This window comes from Clostridiales bacterium, assembly GCA_015243575.1.
Lineage (GTDB): Bacteria > Bacillota > Clostridia > Peptostreptococcales > Anaerovoracaceae > Anoxybacterium > Anoxybacterium hadale.
In genome coordinates, this window is sequence record CP042469.1 from 3,882,934 (window position 1) to 3,902,202 (window position 19,269).

Genomic DNA, 19,269 nt, shown 5'->3' on the forward strand with positions numbered 1-19,269 from the left:
TATTAGCCAATTTACCAATCCAGAAAATGTGATAGTTATGACAACTGGAGAATTTGTATCGGGATTTGCAGATAAAACAGGAATCTCCGATTTAGAACGAGAGATCGAAGAATTTCGTCTGAAACCGGACAAGGAAGGAAAATTGCTCCTCGGAGAAAAGAGGACGACGATCAGAATTTTTATGCCAAAGCTTCTGTTTCGGAAACGCTTTCCGCAGGATGATTGCGTCTGGGTTTCCATGGGAGACAGTTCTCCCTATTACTGCCTTCAGGACATGGAGCCATGGATGGATAAATGCTATAGCTTTTTTACCAATTCCCAGTGTGAATATTTTCCATGTCACAAGGGAATTGATGAGAAAGCGTTTAACTGTCTGTTTTGCTACTGCCCGCTGTATGCGCTAAAGGACCGATGTGGAGGAAGGTTTCGTTACATCGGAAACATCAAGGACTGCAGCGGCTGTACCGTACCACACAGAAAGCAGAATTACGGGTACATTACTGGTAGATTTGCAGAAATTGCAGAAGCATCGAAACCTGACGGTAGGGTCTCTGACTAAGCAAGTCCCACAGATTTTAAAATTTTATAATAAAAAAACGGAAGTGATATATTACCAGAGTAATAAAAAGCTCCGGATTCATAATAAGATGAGGATATAAGTGCTGTTTTACTGCTATTTTTGAATAACAGAAAATGGTTTTTTGACGTAAAGGAAAATATTTGTTATACTTGCATAGTACTGTTTTCCAAAACGATTGGGGAGGATGGCTATGGACGCTAAAAAAGTGCTGATTATCGAAGATGAAAAATCCATATCAGATATTATAAAATTTAACTTGGTGAAGGAAGGCTTTGAGGTGGATACGGCATACGACGGGCAGGAAGGTCTTGAAAAGGCACTTGCGCGGCAGCCTGACTTAATCCTTCTTGATGTAATGCTTCCGCTAATGGACGGATTTCAGGTCTGCAAAAAAGTCAGAGAAACCTGTTCCGTTCCTATTTTGATGCTCACTGCAAAGGAAGAAGAGGTAGATAAGGTTCTGGGACTGGAACTGGGAGCAGATGATTATATCACAAAACCCTTTGGCATGAGGGAACTTATTGCAAGAATCAAGGCCAATATCAGAAGAACGGATCTTATGGCGAGCTTGCAGGATGTGCCTTCCAATATTCAGGACTTCGGCAGTCTGGCAATTGATTTGAATCGATATGAAGTCAGGAAACACGGAAAAGCTCTTGAACTGACACTGCGGGAATTCGAACTGCTTAAGTACCTGGCGGAACGGGAAAATAAGGTGTTTTCCAGAGAACAGCTTCTTGAAGAAGTCTGGGGTTACGAATATTATGGAGATATCAGGACCGTTGATGTAACGGTGCGCCGACTGCGGGAAAAGCTTGAGGATGATTCCAGCGATCCCAAATACATCATGACAAAAAGAGGTATTGGGTACTATTTCAGGAGGCCGTAAGGGTTATGATCGGAAAAAAGAGATGGTCCAGCATTAGATGGAAGATTGTTTTTATCTACTTTCTTCTTGTTTTTATCGCAACGACAATCATCGGTGTTTTTATTATGAGTCAGCTAGAGGCTTATTATAAAGGCTCAATTAGTTACAACATTACCCGTATGGTTGAGGAAAGTATGCTGCGTACGTCTCTTCAGGAATATGGGGATCTTGCCAGTCATCAGGCAGAGATTCAGATTAATATTGACAACTGGGGGCGGCGTGTTCAGCAGGAAATCTTCGTCATAGATGACGAGCTTACGATCATTGCCTCCAACAATGAAAACTTAATTTTGAAAAGTGCGGTGGGGTTTCTGAATCAAGATCTGATTGTGAGCGGACTCTCCGGAAAGATCGATGAAAAGGACGAAGTGATCGAGTCTTTAAAAAAAGAAACACCGGTAAAAAGTCTCGTCTTTCCAATCGGTGAAGAAGATGCGATTAAAGGGGTTCTTTATATACGCGAGGATATGACCAGCGTTTATGATACCATCAATAAATCAAAGCTTATCTTCGTTCAAGCGATGGCGATCGCGCTGTTGATCACCGTTGTCCTTGGTTTTTTTATCGCTAGAAGCATTACTGTTCCCATCAATGATGTGACAGAAAAAGCCGAAAAAATGGCCAAAGGAGACTTCAGCCAAGAGGTCAGCGTCAAATCAGATGATGAAATCGGACGGCTCGCCGAAATGTTTAACTTGCTCAGGCAGCAGCTCAATCTCACACTCTCCGAAATATCCAATGAAAAAAGCAAACTGGAAACCATTTTGAAATACATGGCGGACGGGCTCATCGCCGTAGACCTGTCTGGTCATATTATTCATGCAAACCCTGCGGCGATGGCAATGCTCAGCATTACAGCCGACGATATGGAGAACCGCTATTATGATGATATCATCAGGAATTATAACGAAGGACTGATGTTTGATAAACTTCGGGAAAACAGCAAAGACGGCGGCAACTCAGACATATTCTTCTATGGCGGCTCTACCTTTGCGGTGCGATATGACCGATTCAAGGATGAAAATGCTCAGGATGTGGGCATTATCATGATTTTGCAGGATATTACGGAACGCCAGAAGCTGGAAAACATGCAGACAGATTTTGTGGCAAATGTCTCCCACGAATTGAAGACACCGCTGACAACGATCAAAAGCTATACGGAGACACTTTTGGATGGCCACGTGGATGATAAAGAGACGGAAACTCAATTCCTGGGCATCATAGATGCAGAAGCTGATCGTATGAACCGTTTGGTCAAAGAGCTTCTACAGCTTTCCAGGATGGAATATAAGCAAGAGAAATGGAACAAGAAGGAGAGCAATCTCATCAGTCTTCTGAAATCAGTGGTGACCAAGGTTGAAATTACCGCAAAAAATAAGAACCAGCATATGAACTGCATCTTTGACGAAAGCCAGAAAATTATGGCGGTCATCGACAGAGATGGAATTGAGCAGGTACTGCTCAACGTACTTAGCAATGCAATCAAGTATACGCAGGAAGGCGGGCGAATCGACATTGATGCGCTTCGGAAGGATCGATGGGCCCAGATTATTGTAACTGACAACGGGATCGGTATTCCGGAGAAAGAATTGTCGCGGGTGTTCGAACGTTTCTTCCGAGTGGATAAGGCCCGGTCAAGGGCGATGGGAGGAACCGGACTCGGTTTAGCCATCTCCAAGCAGATTGTAGAGGAACACAAGGGAACCATTGAAATTGAGAGTAAGGAAGGACGCGGCGCCAAAGTCACGGTGACCTTGCCCCTCTCTCATGCCAGAGGTATTAAGGATATCGTGTAAACGCGTGGATTATTTTAATGGGATCTGGAATGTTAGACGAATACATGGACACTCCTTTTCATATATTGAAAAGGGGTGTTTTTTATGGATACACATGTAGTGAATATAGACAACAGAGAAAGAGTTTCCGTTACAGAAGTTGCGGATGTGGAAAGCTTCAACGAGGAGATCATCCTGCTGAGTTTGAAGAACGGCGGCCTGATTATCAGAGGAGAGAAGCTTCATATCCAGAAGCTTGATCTTGAAGAGGGCAGAGTTTTGATTACCGGGTCTATCGGCTCCGCTGTTTATACTGAGAAAAAAGACCGGCAGGATAAGGGATTCCTGAAAAAAATTCTCAAATGATCATAGGAATGAATCCGCTGATTCTGGATCAGTCCTTTGAATTCGTCATCATGCTTGCCGCCGGGATGACGATCATGATCTTCCATGATTTGTATTTAAAACTAAAAATTAAATTTCAGCCGAGCAAAAAGACGTCTTTTATTCAGGATGTCTTGTTCTGGCTGTTTGCCGCGCTTTTGACTTGCTCTTTTCTTTATTACAGCAGCTTTGGAAGGCTTAGTTTTCATGCTTTGCTAGCATTTGGAGCAGGGGCTGTCTTGTGGAAAAAATTTTTTTGTGCTACAATAAACAACAGGTGATCTTATGTTGAAGAGAAAGAAGCGCCGCAGCAGAGAATATAAGAATAGCAGTCAGGTTATTGACATTGAAGATGCAAGACGGGAACGAAAAAAGAAGCGGAAGGATGCTGCGGAGAAAAGGGGCAAGGCGCAAAAAACAAAACAGGTTGTAACGGAACGCCAGGCAGGGAAAAAAGCCCGTCGCAGAATGGTGTATTTTTTCATTTTCCTGTTTATCCTTTGCCTTATCGGTGTCTCAGCGTTTAATATTATCAGCCTCAAGCTCTTGGAAGCCAAAACAATTAAGGAACATCAAGCGCTTCTAGATCAGAAGGACAAGCTGGAAAAAATTTATTCACAGGTCAACAGCCCGGAGTACATCGAGCAGCAAGCGAGACAGCAGCTGAGGATGATACGCCCGGGAGAAATCTTATATGTGCTGCCAGACAAGGATGCAAAGAAGGACAAAGGCGGAATTATACCCGAATAGGAGTTTTCATGATAAAAGAGATCATTGTGGTAGAGGGCAGGGACGATGAAGCTGCTGTCAAGCGGGCAGTGGAAGCGGAAACCATCGCTACACACGGTTATGGAATCAGCAAGAAGACATTTGATTTGATAGAAAAGGCATATTCCGACAGAGGAATTATTATTTTTACCGATCCCGATTTTGCCGGAGATCAAATCCGGAAAAGACTTTCCTCACGTTTTCCTGATGGAAAGCATGCCTTTTTACCAAGGGAGGAAGCCTTAAAGGATGGGGACATCGGGATTGAAAATGCCGCACCGGAGCATATTAGAGCAGCGCTGGAAAAGGTCAGGCCATCTACTTCAGAGAAACGCTTCGAATTTACCCAGACGGATTTATTTGAACTTGAACTCGTGGGCACTTCCGGGAGTGCGCAGCGCAGGGATCGACTGGGAAAACTGCTTGGCATCGGCTATGGAAACGCTAAGGTGTTTCTAAATCGATTGAATCAATACGGGGTTATGCGCAGCGAACTTTTTGAAGCGGTACAGCAAATAGACAAAAGAGGATAATGGGGAAGAGCATGAAATTATATTCACCTACTACAATCAGTGAAGTTAGGAAAAAACACGGCTTTCATTTTTCGAAGAGCCTTGGCCAAAATTTTTTGACAGATAAAAATATCATTGACAAAATCATAGAAAAATCAATGATTGGAAAAGAAGATCTGGTTATCGAGATCGGCCCCGGTATCGGGGTTCTTACCGCTGCTGCTGCCGAGGCAGCAGGAAAAGTAATCGCCATTGAGATTGACAGAAATCTGATTCCCATACTAAGGGAAACGCTTGACGATTATGACAATATTGAAATTATAAACAATGACGTGCTAAAAATTGATTTTGCTTCCTTACTGGAACAAAACGAGCAGATCAATGGTCAAAAAAGAGAAAGCGTCAGAATTATAGGGAATCTTCCTTATTATATCACGACACCGATTATTATGAAGATACTGGAGGATCGGGTAAAGGCCGACAGCATCACCATCATGCTTCAGAAAGAAGTAGCGGACCGGATCAAAGCGCAGCCAGGTTCAAAGACCTACGGGGCTCTATCCGTTGCCGTGCAATACTATTGCACCGTTGCCCATGTGGCGAGTGCGCCAAAAGAAATTTTCGTCCCGCAGCCCAAGGTGGATTCCACTGTGATCAGGCTGGACGTACGTAAGGAGAAACCGGTGATTTTGTCCAGTGAAGAAACCTTTTTCGCTGTGGTCAAGGCTGGATTCGGTCAAAGAAGAAAAACGCTCCTAAACTCTCTAACCGGTATTTACGGGCTGACGAAGGATGAGGTTGCAGTGGTTATGGCTACCGCCGGGATCGATCCTGTTAGAAGGGCTGAAACCCTGAGCCTGGAGGAGTTTGCCGCTTTAGCAAATACCATTCGAGCAGAGAGATAACCGAAAGAAAGCGTATGGGAAACACGCATTGCGCACGCACAGTCTTTCCCAAGATAACAAACCTGGAGGAAATAGCATACTCATGAAAGCTTTTTTTAATAAATATTTGCATAACTCGATTACACTTTGTGTTGTGCTGTCGTTTATGATCAATTTCATAATTGAAGCCGTAAGCCGGAGATCTGTGCTGCTGTGTTTTGATTTTATCACAGACTCTCCCATGACCTTCCTGTACAACACATTTTTGATCTTCTTTACCTTTTCCATTGCATACCTGGTAAAGAGGCGAATTTTTGTATATGTGATGGTATCGATCTTCTGGCTGTCCATCGGAATCACAAACGGTGTGATTCTCAGCTACAGAACGACGCCGTTTACCGTAACAGATCTGGCCCTCCTGGAGTCAGTGATGTCGATTATACCCAATTACCTAAATACGTTCCAGATGGTCCTGGTCGGTGTGGCGGCACTACTGGTCGTCCTCGCACTGACTCTTGTTTTCTTCTTTATGCCAAAGCATAAGCAGAAGATTAATTATAAAAAAAGTGTTCTGGGAGTACTGCTTCTTGGCCTTGCCATGTATGGATCAACAAGCCTAGCGATCAATCAGAATTGGGTATCAACCTATTTCGGAAACCTGGGATATGCATACAGGGATTATGGATTTCCATATTGCTTTGTGAATACTTGGCTCAATACCGGAATTTCATCCCCAAACGGATATTCAGAAGCTGCAATTAAAGGAATTTTTACCGAAGAAGAGCTTGAGGAACTGAATACGATTCCCGTATCTGCGGGAGGGGAAGAGAGAAGGCCGAATGTCATTATGCTGCAGCTGGAATCCTTCTTTGATCCCACGCTGATGGAAGCTCTATCCTTTTCGGAGGATCCGGTTCCGAATTTCCGAAAGCTCAAGGAAAACTATTCTACAGGATTCCTTACGGTTCCTTCTATCGGTGCGGGTACTGCCAACACAGAGTTTGAGGTCCTGTCGGGAATGCGTGTGAGATTTTTCGGTCCGGGTGAGTACCCCTATAAATCGGTACTGAAGGATAAGACCTGTGAAAGCATTGCTTATGATTTGAAACGAATTGGCTACGGCACCCATGCAATTCACAACCATAGAGGAGCTTTCTACGGAAGAAACAAGGTATTCCCCAATATGGGCTTTGATACGTTTACTTCTCTTGAATACATGAATAATGTTACTAAGACACCGAAGAATTGGGCCAAGGATCGGGTTCTCACAGATGAGATTCTAGCCGCATTGAAATCGACGGTGAGCGAAGACCTAGTGTATACCATATCTGTTCAAGGACATGGACAGTATCCTGACATGAGGCTCATTGAGCCGAAGATCACAATGTCCGGAATTCAGGCGGAAAGTGATGCCTATGCGTTTGAATATTATGTGCAGCAGATTCATGAAATGGATGAATTTATTGGAGCACTTACTGAGGCCCTTAAGGCTTTCGATGAAGACACTGTATTGGTGATGTACGGAGATCATTTGCCAAGCTTGAACATCAAAGACAGTGATCTGGTGAATAAAACCGTTTACCAAACGGAGTATGTCATCTGGGATAATTTCGGACTAAAAAAAGAGGATAAGAATCTATACTCATATCAGCTCAGTGCAGAAGTACTGAACCAAATTGGGATTCATGATGGTGTGCTTACAAAGTTTCATCAGCAGCACAAGGAAGATCCCATGTATCTGTCAAATCTGAAAGCACTGCAGTACGATATGCTTTATGGCAAGGAGTACATCTACGGAGGCATTAACCCCTTTGCGACAACCGATATGAAGATGGGCGTTAAGGAGATCAAGGTGGATCGAGTGGTCGAGGTCGGTAAAAAATTATACATCAAGGGACAAAATTTCACACCGTTCAGTAAAATTACTATTGGAGATAAAGTCCTGGACACAATTTTCCTGGATCCCAGCGTCCTTGGATTACTGGAAGAGGTTAAGCCGGAAGATGTCTCAAAAATGAAGGTCAGCCAGGTGGAAAAGAATAACGAGATCCTGAGCACCACAGAATAAGACTGATAGGACCCTGAGTACCACAGAATAAAGTATGCTCGGTGAGCTTCACTGCATAAGGACGGTAGGCTTGGGCACTAAAATAAAAGGGACTGCGAAACAGGCAGCGCGGCTTGCGGAGAGGTTCCGTAGATCTTGCGCTGCCTTTGTGCGACAGCTCAAAGGATAAATATTAGGAGGTACATGATGAACTATTCTTGGATCGATGAATATTTGCTGAAAAAGCCGGGCGTCGAAAAGGATTATAAACCGGAGTGGGAAGCCACAAGGTATATGATCCGAGGGAAAATGTTCGGCATGCAGGGCGGCGATAAGTATGGAACCGCCATTTTTACCATGAAGCTAGCACCTATGGACGGTCAGCTGCTGCGAGATACTTACAAAGATATTGTTCCCGGTTACTATATGAATAAAGAACACTGGAATTCCCTGTATCTGGAGGGCGATGTGCCTGATGATGTGGTTCGGGATATGCTTGACCAATCTTATGAAGTCCTGCTGAATTCGCTGAGCAAGAAGGTACAGCAGGAGATCCGAGAACCTAGATAAACAGACAACAGATTGAGGAGATGAGACAATCATGAAAACCATAGAAACAGAGCGTCTATTGCTCAGAGACTGGTCCATTGAGGATGTTGATGATTTGTATGATTATGCGAAAAACCCTAACGTTGGACCCCACGGCGGCTGGAAGCCTCATGAGAGCAAGGTGGAATCTCTAGAAATCATGCAGTCCTTGTTCATTGACAAGTACGACAGCTGGGCCATTGTACATAAGGAGACTGGCAAGGTCATCGGTTCCATCGGCTATGAGAGCGATGCCAGGCGGCCGGGGATAAACTGCAGGGAGCTGGGTTATGCAATGCATGAGGGTTATTGGGGCAAGGGTATCATGACAGAGGCGGCCAAAGCTGTGATTCAGCATGCATTTTTAGAAATGGATATTCCGATGATCGCTATTTATCGGAGCCCACTGAATGAGCGCTCCGGGAGGGTCATTGAAAAGTGCGGTTTTACGTTTGAGGGCACACTTAGAAATGCCTATAAGATCTATGACGGAACCGTTCGGGATGTCAATTGTTACTCGATGCTGAAAGAGGAATTTGAAGCCCTTGCGAAGGTGAATCCATGAGCAAAAACGCTGAAGAAGCGAAAAAAGGAGACTTTGTGTATATCGTGGAGTGCGCTGACGGAACCCTTTATACGGGGTGGACGACAGATCTGGATGCTAGAATGGCTTCTCACAACTGCGGTGGAGGTGCGAAATATACAAGGGGGCGAGGCCCTGTAAGGCTTCTTTACAGCGAATGCTGCGAAGACAAAAGTACGGCTTTAAGAAGAGAGCACCAGATTAAAAACCTGGTGAGAGCAGATAAATTCAGGCTGATCAACGGGGAAAGAGAGGTTCTTGATGCAAGAGATGCAAAACGGAGAAACCATAAACGAAGAGGTGCAAAGAAAGAGAGCCCATCGATATGATATGAGCGGTTTAAAACTTGTTTTCTGGGGATTGATTCTCACTGCAATCAATGTTCGAATCCAGGGTTTTGACATCGTTCCGGATCCCATCGGATATATCATGGCAATCATAGGACTTGGGAGAGTTACGGTGTATGACAGTCATTTTGAAAATGCAAAGAAATTTGCTTTGATCCTGCTGGTGCTATCGCTGATTAATGTCTATCAGGCTCCTGCAACGGATTCTGTCGGTTCAGCGGGTGCTTTTGGAGAAAGTACTGCTTCTGTGCTCTTTAGCGCGGGGATCTTCGGCTCTGTGCCTTTGCTGGCCATGGTGTTCCTCTTGATGGGATTTGCTTGCAGCATTTTTTTTGCGTATTACATCTGCATGGGACTGAAGAATCTGCTGTCTGCCGTTGGGGATCAGACGCTGGCAGGACTTTGTGATGAGCGATGGAAATTGATGATGGCTTCTGAGATCGGTCTAATGGCTGCGCTGCTGCTGGTTCTGGTAGGAGTTCCCTTTGGAGAGATTCTGGTTATGCTGTTCGGTGCCCTTGCATTGATTGCACTGATTCTGTTTATTCTATTAATCCATCATAGCAATACAAGCATTCACGGAAAGGAAGTTTCATGAAAGAGATTACAATCAAGATCAGCATGACAGCTCAGGATTTTAAATCACTGACCTTTTTTAATACGTATCAAAAAAAGCGGGGATTTCTGCTATTTCAAATTTTGGCAGCAATATGCTCCGGAGGAGCAATACTTGGGAAAATGACTGGGGCTGCTGAGGTAGCAGACTGGTATTACTATGTATGCATTGCTTTTTTGGGTTTGATCGTTTTTCAGTATTTTGTCTTTGAAGCCAGCGTGAAAAAATTCCTTCGCTCTGATCATCTGGTGGTTGGAAGTGAGAGAACCATAACCATTTCCGATTCGGGTCTTCAGGAAGAAGGCGGGAAGGAAAACAGTTCTGGTTCCTATCAATGGGAGCTTTTTTACTGTGCCTATGAGACGAAAAAATACGTTTACCTATATCTCAATACCATGCAGGCAATTATTCTGCCTAAGCGGTATTTTCGCTCGGAGGAGATGGATTTTCTTCGTGAACTGATTCAAGAAAAAATGGTAAAACGATATTACAAACGTTAGTTGCCCAATTGATCAGGCAGTATGCCTTTGTAAATTGAGCCGCATCATTATTTTCATATAAATAGGAGGATTCTATGAGAAAAATTGTTTCAACAAAAGCCGCACCGGCAGCCATTGGGCCCTATTCGCAGGGCAATATTTTTGGAAATCTGCTCTTTACTTCCGGTCAGGTTCCGCTGGATCCGGAAACGGGTACCGTCGTAGGAACCACCATTGAAGATCAGACGGAACAGGTCCTGAAAAATGTGAAAGCTATCCTTGAAGAGGCGGGAAGCTCTCTTGACAAGGTGCTGAAAACCACCGTTTTTATTAAAGACATGAATGACTTTGCAGCCATGAACTCAATCTACGCCAAATATTTTACCGAAGGGTCCTATCCTTCCCGCTCTGCGGTGGAGGTTGCACGTCTGCCCAAGGATGTTCTGGTTGAGATCGAGACCATCGCGTACGTGTAAGCTTTCGGATTTTGTTGGCATCGAGATGAAGCACCGCATACAATATAGAGACAGCCCGCGGCATCCTTTTTTGAGGGAGCCGCCACCGCTGATTCTTACGAAAACCCCAGTGTTTGAATGAAGGAGATGCTTCGCCTATGGAAATGACTCGTTATCAGCAGGTGCCAATCATATCTTACGGATATATGAATTTAAGAGATGATATGCGGTTGTTAATGACACAGCTTGCATACTTGTCTCAATCCTACATGGTTTCCTCCTTTTCCGGCTATGGAAACAGCGAGGCGGTGGCGAGGAAGCTGTATGGACTTCCACTGAAATTCAAAGCAAAAGCGGAGCTGATCTTCGGAATTCCTCTGGGAGAAGAGCTTGTTACGCTCCTTTCCCTCTATGTTGTGCATCTGCAATCTTTGGTAAATGCGTTGATCCAGAATGATCTGGCAGCTGCTGAATACAGTGCACAGCAGCTTTGCCAGAACGGAAATGACATCTCCGCATACTACGCAAGGATCAATCCCTTTTGGGATGAAGACCAGTGGAGGAATTTGCAGAATACGTACTGTCAGACGTTGGTAGAGGAAGCGTATGCTTTAAAGGCCGGAGATTTTGAACGGGAGCTTGATGTTTTCGACAGGCTTTTGTTTCATGCCCTTCAAATGGGAGATTATTTGGCTGACGGAATCATTCAATATTTGACTGTGGCCAAAGGGGCTAGCTCACAAGGCTGGTCATAGGTGATCAGAGAATGGTCATAGTGTGATAAAGTACTGGTCGGGAGGATTAAAATACTGCAGATAAGGTGGTAAAGTAATGTCTAACTCAATGAAATTAATTGGCAGAACACTGATTATTCTGGTGTTGATGGCAGCGGGCTCATGGCTGAATAATCAGCTGGATCAATTTAGCAGCAGTACGGGACAACTGGGATTTCTATCCTTTGTTGCAATGTATGCCGTGTATTTTCTGATTGGAATCACATTGGGGGGAACTGCAAATCCCAGGTTTACAAAAGCAAAGAACAAATGGGTTTATTTTATCCCAATGATTTTATTTGCACTCATCGGAGCACAATGGTTTTTCAGTCCCATTTTCAACGTGGCCTCCCTGCCCTTTGGAATGGGGGCGCATCTACTTCCGTTCTCCTATCTCTCGTGGGGACTTGTGGGATACTTTCTGAATTTATCCCTTCGGTAGGCAGGAATAATCAATCAAGAATGTCTACATATTGAGGAAAACTGTCGAATGGATTCCGGGCATACGCTATATATAGCTGGGTTTCGGAGTCTTTTTTCATGGATTCCTGTCGAAAATTGAAGTAAAAAAAGGACGCAGCTGAAATAGAATTTGAGGTATCCTGTAATCAATGGAGGAAACTAATAAAAAAATGACTAAAAGGGGAACCCGGAAAATTATGAAAAAACCGGGTGATTCAGACGAGGGGATTGAAAATGATAAAAAGAGGGAAATTGAAGATCTACTTCGGGTATTCGTCCGGAGTGGGGAAAACCTACAGAATGCTGAAAGACGCGCATCAAGAGCTGAGAAGAGGAATCGACGTGATGATCGGATACATAAACCCAAATTCGGGAGCTGAGACGATAGAGCTTACCGAGGGCCTTGAGATTCTACCATTCAAGTTGGTTGCAAGCAGCAAGGGGATGCTGACAGAATTCAATCTGGAGGGAGCCTTGTTCAGAAAACCTCAGATTATTCTTGTGGATGAAATGGCGCATGTCAATGCGCCGGGGACAAAGCATGACAAAAGGTTTCAGGATATTGAAGAGATGCTGTCAGCGGGAATTAACGTATATACAACCGTCAACGCGCAGCAAATAGAAAGTCTGAATAAAACCGTAGCGGAGGCGCTTCAGATACAAAGTGGAGAACAGATTCCTGATTTTATTTTTGATTGTGCTGAGCGGGTGGAGCTCATCGATCTTGAGCCGGAAGAGCTGATTCGAAGATATCAGGAAGGCAAGTTTTTTTCCATAGAGAAAAAAGGCAGGTTAACGAAGGCTGCCATGAAGAAAAAGAATTTAGATATGCTCAGAGAGTTGTCGCTGAAAAGAACCACAGAACGAATTAATCAGGTTTGCAACTGGGGCTAGTCAAAAAATACGTTTGAAAACAATGCAGTAATTCTTATAGGGATCAAAAGCTGCTCAAAAACCTGTCACAAAAGAAGAGTACAATAGCACTTATTAACGTAATGTGCTGTCGTACTCTTTTTTTTATTGTGTATTGCAGGGAATATCATTCCCTAAGCATTCGGATGAAAAAAGAGAGCGACAGGATTAGGTAAAAAGAAAGAGAAGAAGAAAGGAGATGAGCCTGTGATTACGAAAGAATCGCCCGTCAAGTTCAGGCATGAATTAAAGCACTATATCAATATTAATGATTATTATCAAATCCGCCAAAGACTTCTGGCCGTTACCGATCTTGACTGCCACGCAGGGGAAAAGGGGTACTATAACATACGAAGCCTGTACTTTGATACTCCTGATGACAAAGCGCTGCGGGAAAAATTAAATGGAATCAATCCTCGGGAGAAATTTCGACTGCGCTACTACAATGATGCGTTTGACTGCGTGAAGCTGGAGAAAAAGTCTAAAGTGAACAATCTTGGGAACAAGCTATCCGCACCCCTTACAAGAGAGGAGTGCGAAAAAATGATTGAAGGTCAGACGGAATGGATGCGTAGTTCAAAGCACCCGCTGGTTCTTGAGCTTTATGCGAAGATGCAGTATCAGCTGCTTAGGCCCAAAACCGTTGTGGATTACATCCGGGAGCCTTACCTTTATGAACCGGGAAATGTGAGAGTGACCATTGACAGTGACATCAGAACTGGGCTCCATTCCAAGGATTTCTTTAACCGTGAGCTGCCAACCATCCGAAGCGGTGTGGGAGACATGATCGTCCTGGAGGTAAAATATGACGAATTCCTACCGGATATCATTCGCAATGCGATTCAGCTGAACAATAGAAGAGCAGCAGCTTGTTCCAAGTATGCGCTGAGCCGGTTGTTTGGATGACCTGGGTCAATTCGTTACGATTCTATAATAAGGCGTTACAAGTGTGTGACCTGCTTGATGATGCCGGAGAAAAATGAGGAGAAAAATTATGACTTTTAATGATATTTTTAAATCAAGCTTTGTGGAGAAGGTAACAGCCTTTTCAGCGGCAGATACGGCAATTGCTCTTGGGCTTGCCTTTGTTCTGGGCTTGTTTATCTTCTTTGTATATAAGAAGACGTTCAGCGGAGTAATGTATTCTTCGGGATTTGGGGTGTCCCTAATCGGCATGTCTCTCATCACGACTTTGATCATTTTGGCCATTAGTTCCAATGTGGTACTTTCCTTAGGTATGGTCGGTGCTCTGTCAATTGTCAGATTCCGGGCTGCAGTTAAAGATCCCATGGACATTGTATATTTATTCTGGTCCATTGCGGTGGGCATCGTTCTGGGAGCGGGAATGATTCCGCTGGCATTTTTCGGTTCGCTTTTCATAGGAATCATCCTAATGATCTTTGCTAATAGAAAGCCAAGCGACAATGCGTATATTCTTGTTGCTCACTGTGCTGATGATGCGGCGGAGAAGGCTGTGACTGACACGGTTAAAAGCAGTGTCCGCAAGCATTTGGTCAAATCCAAATCTGTATCCGCAAGAGGGATTGAGCTTACCCTGGAAATACGATTAAAAGAAATGTCTACCGAGTTCATCAACAAAATATCGGCTGTTGAAGGCGTCAGCAATGCGGTGTTGGTCAGCTATAACGGAGAGTACCTCTCATAGGGAAGGAGGTGTTCTCATGATAGAAAATAGATACATCAATAGAATTATTATTGGCCTGGTGGCCGCAGCCTTAGTCTTTACCGGTATATTTGTCTGGAATCCCGATTTGATTAAAATCCAGGCCCAGACAGCAGCACCCGAATATGCACGGCTGCTGTTCCCGGAAGATGAGGTGATCACCATCGATATTTCTGCGGATCCGGATGAATGGAGTGAGATGCTGGAAAACGCACTAAATGAAGAGTATATCTCCTGTGACATTACCATCAACGGCGAGACCTATTATTCCGTAGGCATAAGACCCAAAGGAAATTCCAGCCTGCAAACCATCGCAAGAGATGATACAACCGATCGCTACAGCTTTAAAATCAAGATGGATGAATATGTAGACGGTCAGACCTACCATGGGCTGAGCAAATTTGTAGTCAATAACATGCAGGCGGATGCTACCTACATGAAGGAGTATTTGTCATACGATATGATGAACTATCTGGGTGTCAGCACACCCCTCTACGCCTTTGCGGATCTTTCACTCAACGGGGAGGCTTGGGGATTCTATCTTGCTATCGAAGCGGTAGAAGATGAATTTGCCCAAAGAAACTTTGGATCAGACTTTGGTATTCTTTATAAACCGGAGAGCGTAGAAATGGGCGGCGGACAAGGTCAGCGCCCAAATGGGGAGCAGAACCAAGATGGAGGACAAGGTCAGCGCCCAAATGGGGAGCAGAACCAAGATGGAGGACAAGGCCAGCGCCCAAATGGCGAGCAGAACCAAGATGGAACGCAAGGCCAGATGGGGCAAGATGAGAATCAGAATGAAAAACAGCCGTCGCAGAATATGATGAACAATAGGCAGGGAGAAGCAGGAAGCGCGCAAGAAGGTGAGGCGACGGCGACTGATGAAGATGCGGATGGCGGCTTCAGAGGCGGTAGACCAGAAGGTGGCTTTGGCGGCGGACAAGGAGGCGTGTTCGGCGGCGGTCCGGGGGGCGGTTTCGGAGGCGGATCAGGCGGTTCAAGCGGAGGAACAGATCTCGTTTATACCGATGATGAGATTGATAGTTACTCCAAAATCTTTGACAATGCCGTATCCAAGGTTAGCGATACGGATAAACAAAGAGTTATCAAAGCGTTGAAGGCACTTTCAGTGGGAGAGGATCTGGAACAATACATCGATGTGGATGAAGTAGCCCGATATTTTGCAGCAAACACGGCACTGGTGAATCTGGATAGCTATGTCAGCAGCCTGAAGCATAATTATTATCTGTATGAAAAAGACGGTAAGCTTTCGATCCTTCCATGGGATTTCAACCTTTCATTTGGAGCCTTCCAGGGAGGCACGGCGGACGCGGTCGTAAACTTCCCGATTGATACACCAGTTTCGGGCATTTCGCTGGAAGAACGCCCTCTTTTGAATATCCTCTTTGAAAACGAGGAATACACAGAGCTGTATCACAGTTATCTTCAAAATTTAGTTGAGGGATATTTCGGAAGTGGTCATTTTGAGGAAACGATCAACCGCCTAGATGCATTGATCAGTGATCACGTGAAAAACGACGTCTCCGCATTCTATACCTACGACCAGTATCAGGCAGCAGTTGATACGTTAAGAGAGTTTGGGAAATTGAGAGCGGAGAGCATAAAGGGACAGCTGGAAGGAACAATCCCAGCTACTTCTGAAGGCCAATCAACCGATTCCAGTCAGCTCATCGACGCCACAGGAATCACCATGTCAACCATGGGATCTCAAGGAGGAGGTGGAGGAGGCCCCGGCGAAAATCAGGGAGGTCTGTCCCAAGGAGGCCCCGACGAAAATCAGTCCACACCAGCCGAAAACTGATGGAATGACAGGCAGTGAGGTTGCAAACATAAAAGTCTGGGTATATAATGACTAGTATAGGCCACATTAAATACCTTAATGATTGGCGCAGAATATTTTTCCGGGAGTGCTGTTTCACAAACGCAGGCATAGCAGTGGCTACGCCGAGGCTTGGGGAATAGTGCTATCGGGAAAAGAGGCAAGCGAAGCGTAAGGTTATTTGGTGTGGATTATACTAGGGGTAGCAATCAAGGAATCAGACAAGGTCAGTTTGGAGACGCCACCCTAGTGAATGGGCAAAGTTTTGCCGCCTCAATAGAACAAGGAGCAGTTTCAATGGAGTTAAAAATCATCGATGCGGACTTTTCTGTCTGCCAAATCAAAGATATTCAGGCTGTGGATTTCTCGAAAGAGTATGTTTTTGTAGGAAAAACGGACGAGGAATTGTCTCTCGTCTGTAGCACCGATTCGGTTCCTCAGGAATGCATCGCTGCTGAGGAAGGATGGAAGGCATTTCGGGTACAGGGTATACTGGACTTTTCACTCGTCGGCATTTTATCCAAATTGTCATCAATTCTGGCAGACAGCGGAATCAGTATCTTTGCTGTTTCAACCTTCAATACCGATTACATTTTGGTAAAAAAAGAGCGGTTGGAAGAGGCAGCAAGGATCCTTGAGAGAAACGGCTTTGAAGTAATTTTGTAGAGAAACAAAGAAAAATAAAAAGGAAAAGTAATTAAGGCGCTTGGTGCTGATTGGGGTAAGAACAATCTACACGAAGCGCCCTTTTGTATCCTTATAGGACTCGCCGCTGCGGCGTTGTAATGCTGTTATAACGTCCCGTTGCTGAATTGATCTGCTTGGGCTGTCAGCTGAAATTAGTATGCAGTCCAACCTGCGTCGGCTGTAATCACGGTGCCGTTTACAAAGCTGGAATCGTCAGAGGCGAGAAACAATGCGACCTTGGCAATTTCATCTGGGTCGCCGGAGCGGGGACTTAAGCTCATGCCCGCCATTGCCCGTTCCATCCCAAAACTGTGGGGTGTGAACAGAGTGTTTCCGATATTGGTGTTTACTGAACCGGGAGCAACGGCATTACAGCGGATTCCCGACTGTGCATACTGGAAACCGACATTTTTTGTAAGGCCGACAACGGCATGCTTGGAAGCGGTATAAGCCGCACCGGCTCTTGAACCCAGCAAACCGCCGGAAGAAGCGATATTGACAATCACACCAGCTCCTTTTTCCGTAAAGATCGGCAGAACCTTCCGGATGGTTCTCATCGCACCGGTTACATTGATTTGGAATACCTTTTCCCACAGATCATCTGTTACGGCTCCCGCGGGGACGAAATTATCCATGACACCTGCGTTGTTGACCAGAATATCCAGCGTGCCATATTTATGAACGGCAGTATCAATAAGATTCTGCACGTCTTCTTCTCTGGTAACATCTGCTTTAATTGCAACTGCTGTACCGCCGGAAAAGGATATTTCCTCAACCACTTCTTCAGCGTGAATCAGATCAATATCGGAAACGATAACCTTCGCACCCTCCCGGGCATACAGGACAGAAATTGCCTTACCTATGCCGGAACCGGCTCCCGTAACAACCGCAACTTTATTTTGAAGCTTCATTTCACAAACCTCCTTTAAATTCAATCAGAATAACAAGAGAAAAATTTTTACAATCTTATCACAGGTTTTTTCGGGCTGCAACCATAGTTTTTTATTTATCATAAAAATCCCCACCGGATTAATAGGAAAAGAAGCGGGATGATCTAATCTCCCTTGCAATTCAAGGGTTGTGATACGATTATATTTTAAAGCGATGAGAAAAAAATATAAAAAGGCAGGAGCTTCTGCCCTTTCTGGATTATCTTTTAATTAACGATAAAAACATGGTCATTCAAATGAAAATAGAGATGAAAATCGGGCTCGTAAAGAAAAACTGGAGTCGCTTGACACTCCCACGGTTTTGTATTATATTAATTAGACCGGGTGGTTTAGACTGGGTGGTCTATTTTCCGCTATGGGTAGTAGAAACAATCGGAGTGAAAGCAAATGAAAGAGAAATCCTTTGATCGGAAACAAGAGCTGCTTGATGCAGCACTTACAGAATTCATAGAGTACAGCTACGGTGAGGCATCCCTGAACAATATCATCAAAAATGCAGGAATCAGCAAGGGAACCTTTTATTATCATTTTGCGGATAAACAGGCTCTTTACTTATCTTTGATCCAGGGAACTGTGGATGCAAAAATGGAGTTCCTGGAGAGAAGGCTGAAGGACTACGTTCATGATGACGATATGAATATCTTCGAGACCTTAAAGCTTCAAGCCAGATTCGGCATCGAATTTGCCATTGAGAAGCCCAAATATTACTTGCTGGGTATGATGTTTCTCAAAGAAAAGGGAAATAAAATATACGATGCGGTAATGGACATGCTTGACAATACTACGGAGAGCTATTATGACAGCCTAATAGAAAAGGCAATGAGTCGCGGTGATTTGCGGGAAGGCTTGTCGCCAGCCTATATTAAGAGGATGCTTACCTACTTGCTATACCATTATGATGAAATTTTTGATATTAAAAGAGAAGAGCTTGATTTCGATCAGATGATTGCAAATTTCAACCAGCTGATTGATTTTATATGGCATGGGCTAGGGGCCGATCAAAGCCAGTTTTAAA

General features: G+C 44.4%; 24 protein-coding genes. 23 read left to right on the plus strand and 1 reads right to left on the minus strand.

Annotated features, from left to right (window positions below; translation table 11 throughout):
- The first annotated feature begins 286 nt into the window (after window positions 1-286).
- From FRZ06_17040 to FRZ06_17145, 22 genes are all read left to right on the plus strand, one after another.
- Window positions 287-559: a metal-binding protein gene (locus tag FRZ06_17040; GenBank protein QOX65990.1), complete on the plus strand. Its 273-nt coding sequence runs from the start codon at window positions 287-289 to the stop codon at window positions 557-559.
- Window positions 560-770: 211 nt separating this feature from the next.
- A complete protein-coding gene (locus FRZ06_17045) occupies window positions 771-1,469 on the plus strand; it encodes a response regulator transcription factor (protein QOX64930.1) in 699 nt (232 codons plus the stop codon).
- A 5-nt stretch (window positions 1,470-1,474) separates the two neighbouring features.
- Entirely contained in the window at window positions 1,475-3,304 is a 1,830-nt protein-coding gene (locus FRZ06_17050; GenBank protein QOX64931.1) for a cell wall metabolism sensor histidine kinase WalK, read from the plus strand.
- Between the two features lie 84 nt (window positions 3,305-3,388).
- Window positions 3,389-3,649 carry a sporulation protein YabP gene (gene yabP / locus FRZ06_17055; GenBank protein ID QOX64932.1) on the plus strand — a complete coding sequence of 87 codons (261 nt, stop codon included), beginning with the start codon at window positions 3,389-3,391 and terminating at the stop codon, window positions 3,647-3,649.
- Window positions 3,646-3,948 carry a hypothetical protein gene (locus FRZ06_17060; protein QOX64933.1) on the plus strand — a complete coding sequence of 101 codons (303 nt, stop codon included), beginning with the start codon at window positions 3,646-3,648 and terminating at the stop codon, window positions 3,946-3,948. The genes yabP and FRZ06_17060 overlap by 4 nt, the downstream gene beginning before the upstream one ends.
- A gap of 4 nt (window positions 3,949-3,952) precedes the next feature.
- Window positions 3,953-4,417, plus strand: coding sequence for a hypothetical protein (locus FRZ06_17065; GenBank protein QOX64934.1), 465 nt, complete (start codon window positions 3,953-3,955; stop codon window positions 4,415-4,417).
- Window positions 4,418-4,425: 8 nt separating this feature from the next.
- Window positions 4,426-4,968, plus strand: a complete 543-nt coding sequence (rnmV, locus tag FRZ06_17070; GenBank protein QOX64935.1) for a ribonuclease M5 — start codon at window positions 4,426-4,428, stop codon at window positions 4,966-4,968.
- An 11-nt stretch (window positions 4,969-4,979) separates the two neighbouring features.
- A complete protein-coding gene (gene rsmA, locus FRZ06_17075; protein QOX64936.1) occupies window positions 4,980-5,852 on the plus strand; it encodes a 16S rRNA (adenine(1518)-N(6)/adenine(1519)-N(6))-dimethyltransferase RsmA in 873 nt (290 codons plus the stop codon).
- An 82-nt stretch (window positions 5,853-5,934) separates the two neighbouring features.
- Window positions 5,935-7,899 carry an LTA synthase family protein gene (locus FRZ06_17080; protein QOX64937.1) on the plus strand — a complete coding sequence of 655 codons (1,965 nt, stop codon included), beginning with the start codon at window positions 5,935-5,937 and terminating at the stop codon, window positions 7,897-7,899.
- 186 nt (window positions 7,900-8,085) lie between these two features.
- Entirely contained in the window at window positions 8,086-8,448 is a 363-nt protein-coding gene (locus tag FRZ06_17085) for an MmcQ/YjbR family DNA-binding protein (GenBank protein QOX65991.1), read from the plus strand.
- 31 nt (window positions 8,449-8,479) lie between these two features.
- Window positions 8,480-9,031 (plus strand): GNAT family N-acetyltransferase, encoded by a 552-nt coding sequence (locus tag FRZ06_17090; protein QOX64938.1) that lies wholly within the window; start codon window positions 8,480-8,482, stop codon window positions 9,029-9,031.
- The gene (locus FRZ06_17095) at window positions 9,028-9,378 is read left to right on the plus strand and encodes a GIY-YIG nuclease family protein (GenBank protein ID QOX64939.1); all 351 of its coding nucleotides are present in this window, start codon (window positions 9,028-9,030) and stop codon (window positions 9,376-9,378) included. The genes FRZ06_17090 and FRZ06_17095 overlap by 4 nt, the downstream gene beginning before the upstream one ends.
- Window positions 9,311-9,994, plus strand: coding sequence for a hypothetical protein (locus FRZ06_17100; protein ID QOX64940.1), 684 nt, complete (start codon window positions 9,311-9,313; stop codon window positions 9,992-9,994). The genes FRZ06_17095 and FRZ06_17100 overlap by 68 nt, the downstream gene beginning before the upstream one ends.
- The gene (locus FRZ06_17105; protein QOX64941.1) at window positions 9,991-10,512 is read left to right on the plus strand and encodes a YcxB family protein; all 522 of its coding nucleotides are present in this window, start codon (window positions 9,991-9,993) and stop codon (window positions 10,510-10,512) included. The genes FRZ06_17100 and FRZ06_17105 overlap by 4 nt, the downstream gene beginning before the upstream one ends.
- A 74-nt stretch (window positions 10,513-10,586) precedes the next feature.
- The gene (locus tag FRZ06_17110) at window positions 10,587-10,967 is read left to right on the plus strand and encodes a RidA family protein (protein QOX64942.1); all 381 of its coding nucleotides are present in this window, start codon (window positions 10,587-10,589) and stop codon (window positions 10,965-10,967) included.
- Between the two features lie 137 nt (window positions 10,968-11,104).
- The gene (locus tag FRZ06_17115; protein ID QOX64943.1) at window positions 11,105-11,701 is read left to right on the plus strand and encodes a hypothetical protein; all 597 of its coding nucleotides are present in this window, start codon (window positions 11,105-11,107) and stop codon (window positions 11,699-11,701) included.
- Between the two features lie 76 nt (window positions 11,702-11,777).
- A complete protein-coding gene (locus FRZ06_17120) occupies window positions 11,778-12,161 on the plus strand; it encodes a hypothetical protein (protein QOX64944.1) in 384 nt (127 codons plus the stop codon).
- 254 nt (window positions 12,162-12,415) lie between these two features.
- The gene (locus FRZ06_17125; GenBank protein ID QOX64945.1) at window positions 12,416-13,075 is read left to right on the plus strand and encodes a hypothetical protein; all 660 of its coding nucleotides are present in this window, start codon (window positions 12,416-12,418) and stop codon (window positions 13,073-13,075) included.
- Window positions 13,076-13,303: 228 nt separating this feature from the next.
- Window positions 13,304-13,999: a polyphosphate polymerase domain-containing protein gene (locus FRZ06_17130; GenBank protein ID QOX65992.1), complete on the plus strand. Its 696-nt coding sequence runs from the start codon at window positions 13,304-13,306 to the stop codon at window positions 13,997-13,999.
- A 73-nt stretch (window positions 14,000-14,072) separates the two neighbouring features.
- Complete coding sequence (locus tag FRZ06_17135) at window positions 14,073-14,759, plus strand: DUF4956 domain-containing protein (protein QOX64946.1); 687 nt, start codon at window positions 14,073-14,075, stop codon at window positions 14,757-14,759.
- Entirely contained in the window at window positions 14,719-16,599 is a 1,881-nt protein-coding gene (locus tag FRZ06_17140; GenBank protein ID QOX64947.1) for a spore coat protein CotH, read from the plus strand. The genes FRZ06_17135 and FRZ06_17140 overlap by 41 nt, the downstream gene beginning before the upstream one ends.
- A gap of 315 nt (window positions 16,600-16,914) precedes the next feature.
- Entirely contained in the window at window positions 16,915-17,283 is a 369-nt protein-coding gene (locus FRZ06_17145; GenBank protein QOX64948.1) for an ACT domain-containing protein, read from the plus strand.
- Between the two features lie 173 nt (window positions 17,284-17,456).
- On the opposite strand, the gene FRZ06_17150 is transcribed toward FRZ06_17145, so the two are convergent.
- The gene (locus FRZ06_17150) at window positions 17,457-18,215 is read right to left on the minus strand and encodes an SDR family oxidoreductase (GenBank protein QOX64949.1); all 759 of its coding nucleotides are present in this window, start codon (window positions 18,213-18,215) and stop codon (window positions 17,457-17,459) included.
- Between the two features lie 426 nt (window positions 18,216-18,641).
- Here FRZ06_17150 and FRZ06_17155 point away from each other — a divergent pair, with 426 nt between their 5' ends.
- Window positions 18,642-19,268 (plus strand): TetR/AcrR family transcriptional regulator, encoded by a 627-nt coding sequence (locus FRZ06_17155; protein QOX64950.1) that lies wholly within the window; start codon window positions 18,642-18,644, stop codon window positions 19,266-19,268.
- The last annotated feature ends 1 nt before the right edge of the window (window position 19,269 follow it).

Bases quoted from the DNA above. Each gene is read 5' to 3' on its own strand.
- FRZ06_17115 (QOX64943.1), top strand. From the start codon at position 11,105: ATGGAAATGACTCGTTATCAGCAGGTGCCAATCATATCTTACGGATAT.
- FRZ06_17095 (QOX64939.1), top strand. From the start codon at position 9,028: ATGAGCAAAAACGCTGAAGAAGCGAAAAAAGGAGACTTTGTGTATATC.
- rsmA (QOX64936.1), top strand. From the start codon at position 4,980: ATGAAATTATATTCACCTACTACAATCAGTGAAGTTAGGAAAAAACAC.
- FRZ06_17105 (QOX64941.1), top strand. From the start codon at position 9,991: ATGAAAGAGATTACAATCAAGATCAGCATGACAGCTCAGGATTTTAAA.
- FRZ06_17120 (QOX64944.1), top strand. From the start codon at position 11,778: ATGTCTAACTCAATGAAATTAATTGGCAGAACACTGATTATTCTGGTG.
- FRZ06_17040 (QOX65990.1), top strand. From the start codon at position 287: ATGGATAAATGCTATAGCTTTTTTACCAATTCCCAGTGTGAATATTTT.
- FRZ06_17100 (QOX64940.1), top strand. From the start codon at position 9,311: ATGCAAGAGATGCAAAACGGAGAAACCATAAACGAAGAGGTGCAAAGA.
- FRZ06_17135 (QOX64946.1), top strand. From the start codon at position 14,073: ATGAGGAGAAAAATTATGACTTTTAATGATATTTTTAAATCAAGCTTT.
- FRZ06_17150 (QOX64949.1), bottom strand. From the start codon at position 18,215: ATGAAGCTTCAAAATAAAGTTGCGGTTGTTACGGGAGCCGGTTCCGGC.
- FRZ06_17085 (QOX65991.1), top strand. From the start codon at position 8,086: ATGAACTATTCTTGGATCGATGAATATTTGCTGAAAAAGCCGGGCGTC.
- FRZ06_17060 (QOX64933.1), top strand. From the start codon at position 3,646: ATGATCATAGGAATGAATCCGCTGATTCTGGATCAGTCCTTTGAATTC.
- FRZ06_17050 (QOX64931.1), top strand. From the start codon at position 1,475: ATGATCGGAAAAAAGAGATGGTCCAGCATTAGATGGAAGATTGTTTTT.
- FRZ06_17145 (QOX64948.1), top strand. From the start codon at position 16,915: ATGGAGTTAAAAATCATCGATGCGGACTTTTCTGTCTGCCAAATCAAA.
- FRZ06_17110 (QOX64942.1), top strand. From the start codon at position 10,587: ATGAGAAAAATTGTTTCAACAAAAGCCGCACCGGCAGCCATTGGGCCC.
- FRZ06_17140 (QOX64947.1), top strand. From the start codon at position 14,719: ATGCGGTGTTGGTCAGCTATAACGGAGAGTACCTCTCATAGGGAAGGA.
- FRZ06_17155 (QOX64950.1), top strand. From the start codon at position 18,642: ATGAAAGAGAAATCCTTTGATCGGAAACAAGAGCTGCTTGATGCAGCA.
- rnmV (QOX64935.1), top strand. From the start codon at position 4,426: ATGATAAAAGAGATCATTGTGGTAGAGGGCAGGGACGATGAAGCTGCT.
- FRZ06_17045 (QOX64930.1), top strand. From the start codon at position 771: ATGGACGCTAAAAAAGTGCTGATTATCGAAGATGAAAAATCCATATCA.
- FRZ06_17090 (QOX64938.1), top strand. From the start codon at position 8,480: ATGAAAACCATAGAAACAGAGCGTCTATTGCTCAGAGACTGGTCCATT.
- FRZ06_17080 (QOX64937.1), top strand. From the start codon at position 5,935: ATGAAAGCTTTTTTTAATAAATATTTGCATAACTCGATTACACTTTGT.
- FRZ06_17125 (QOX64945.1), top strand. From the start codon at position 12,416: ATGATAAAAAGAGGGAAATTGAAGATCTACTTCGGGTATTCGTCCGGA.
- FRZ06_17065 (QOX64934.1), top strand. From the start codon at position 3,953: ATGTTGAAGAGAAAGAAGCGCCGCAGCAGAGAATATAAGAATAGCAGT.
- yabP (QOX64932.1), top strand. From the start codon at position 3,389: ATGGATACACATGTAGTGAATATAGACAACAGAGAAAGAGTTTCCGTT.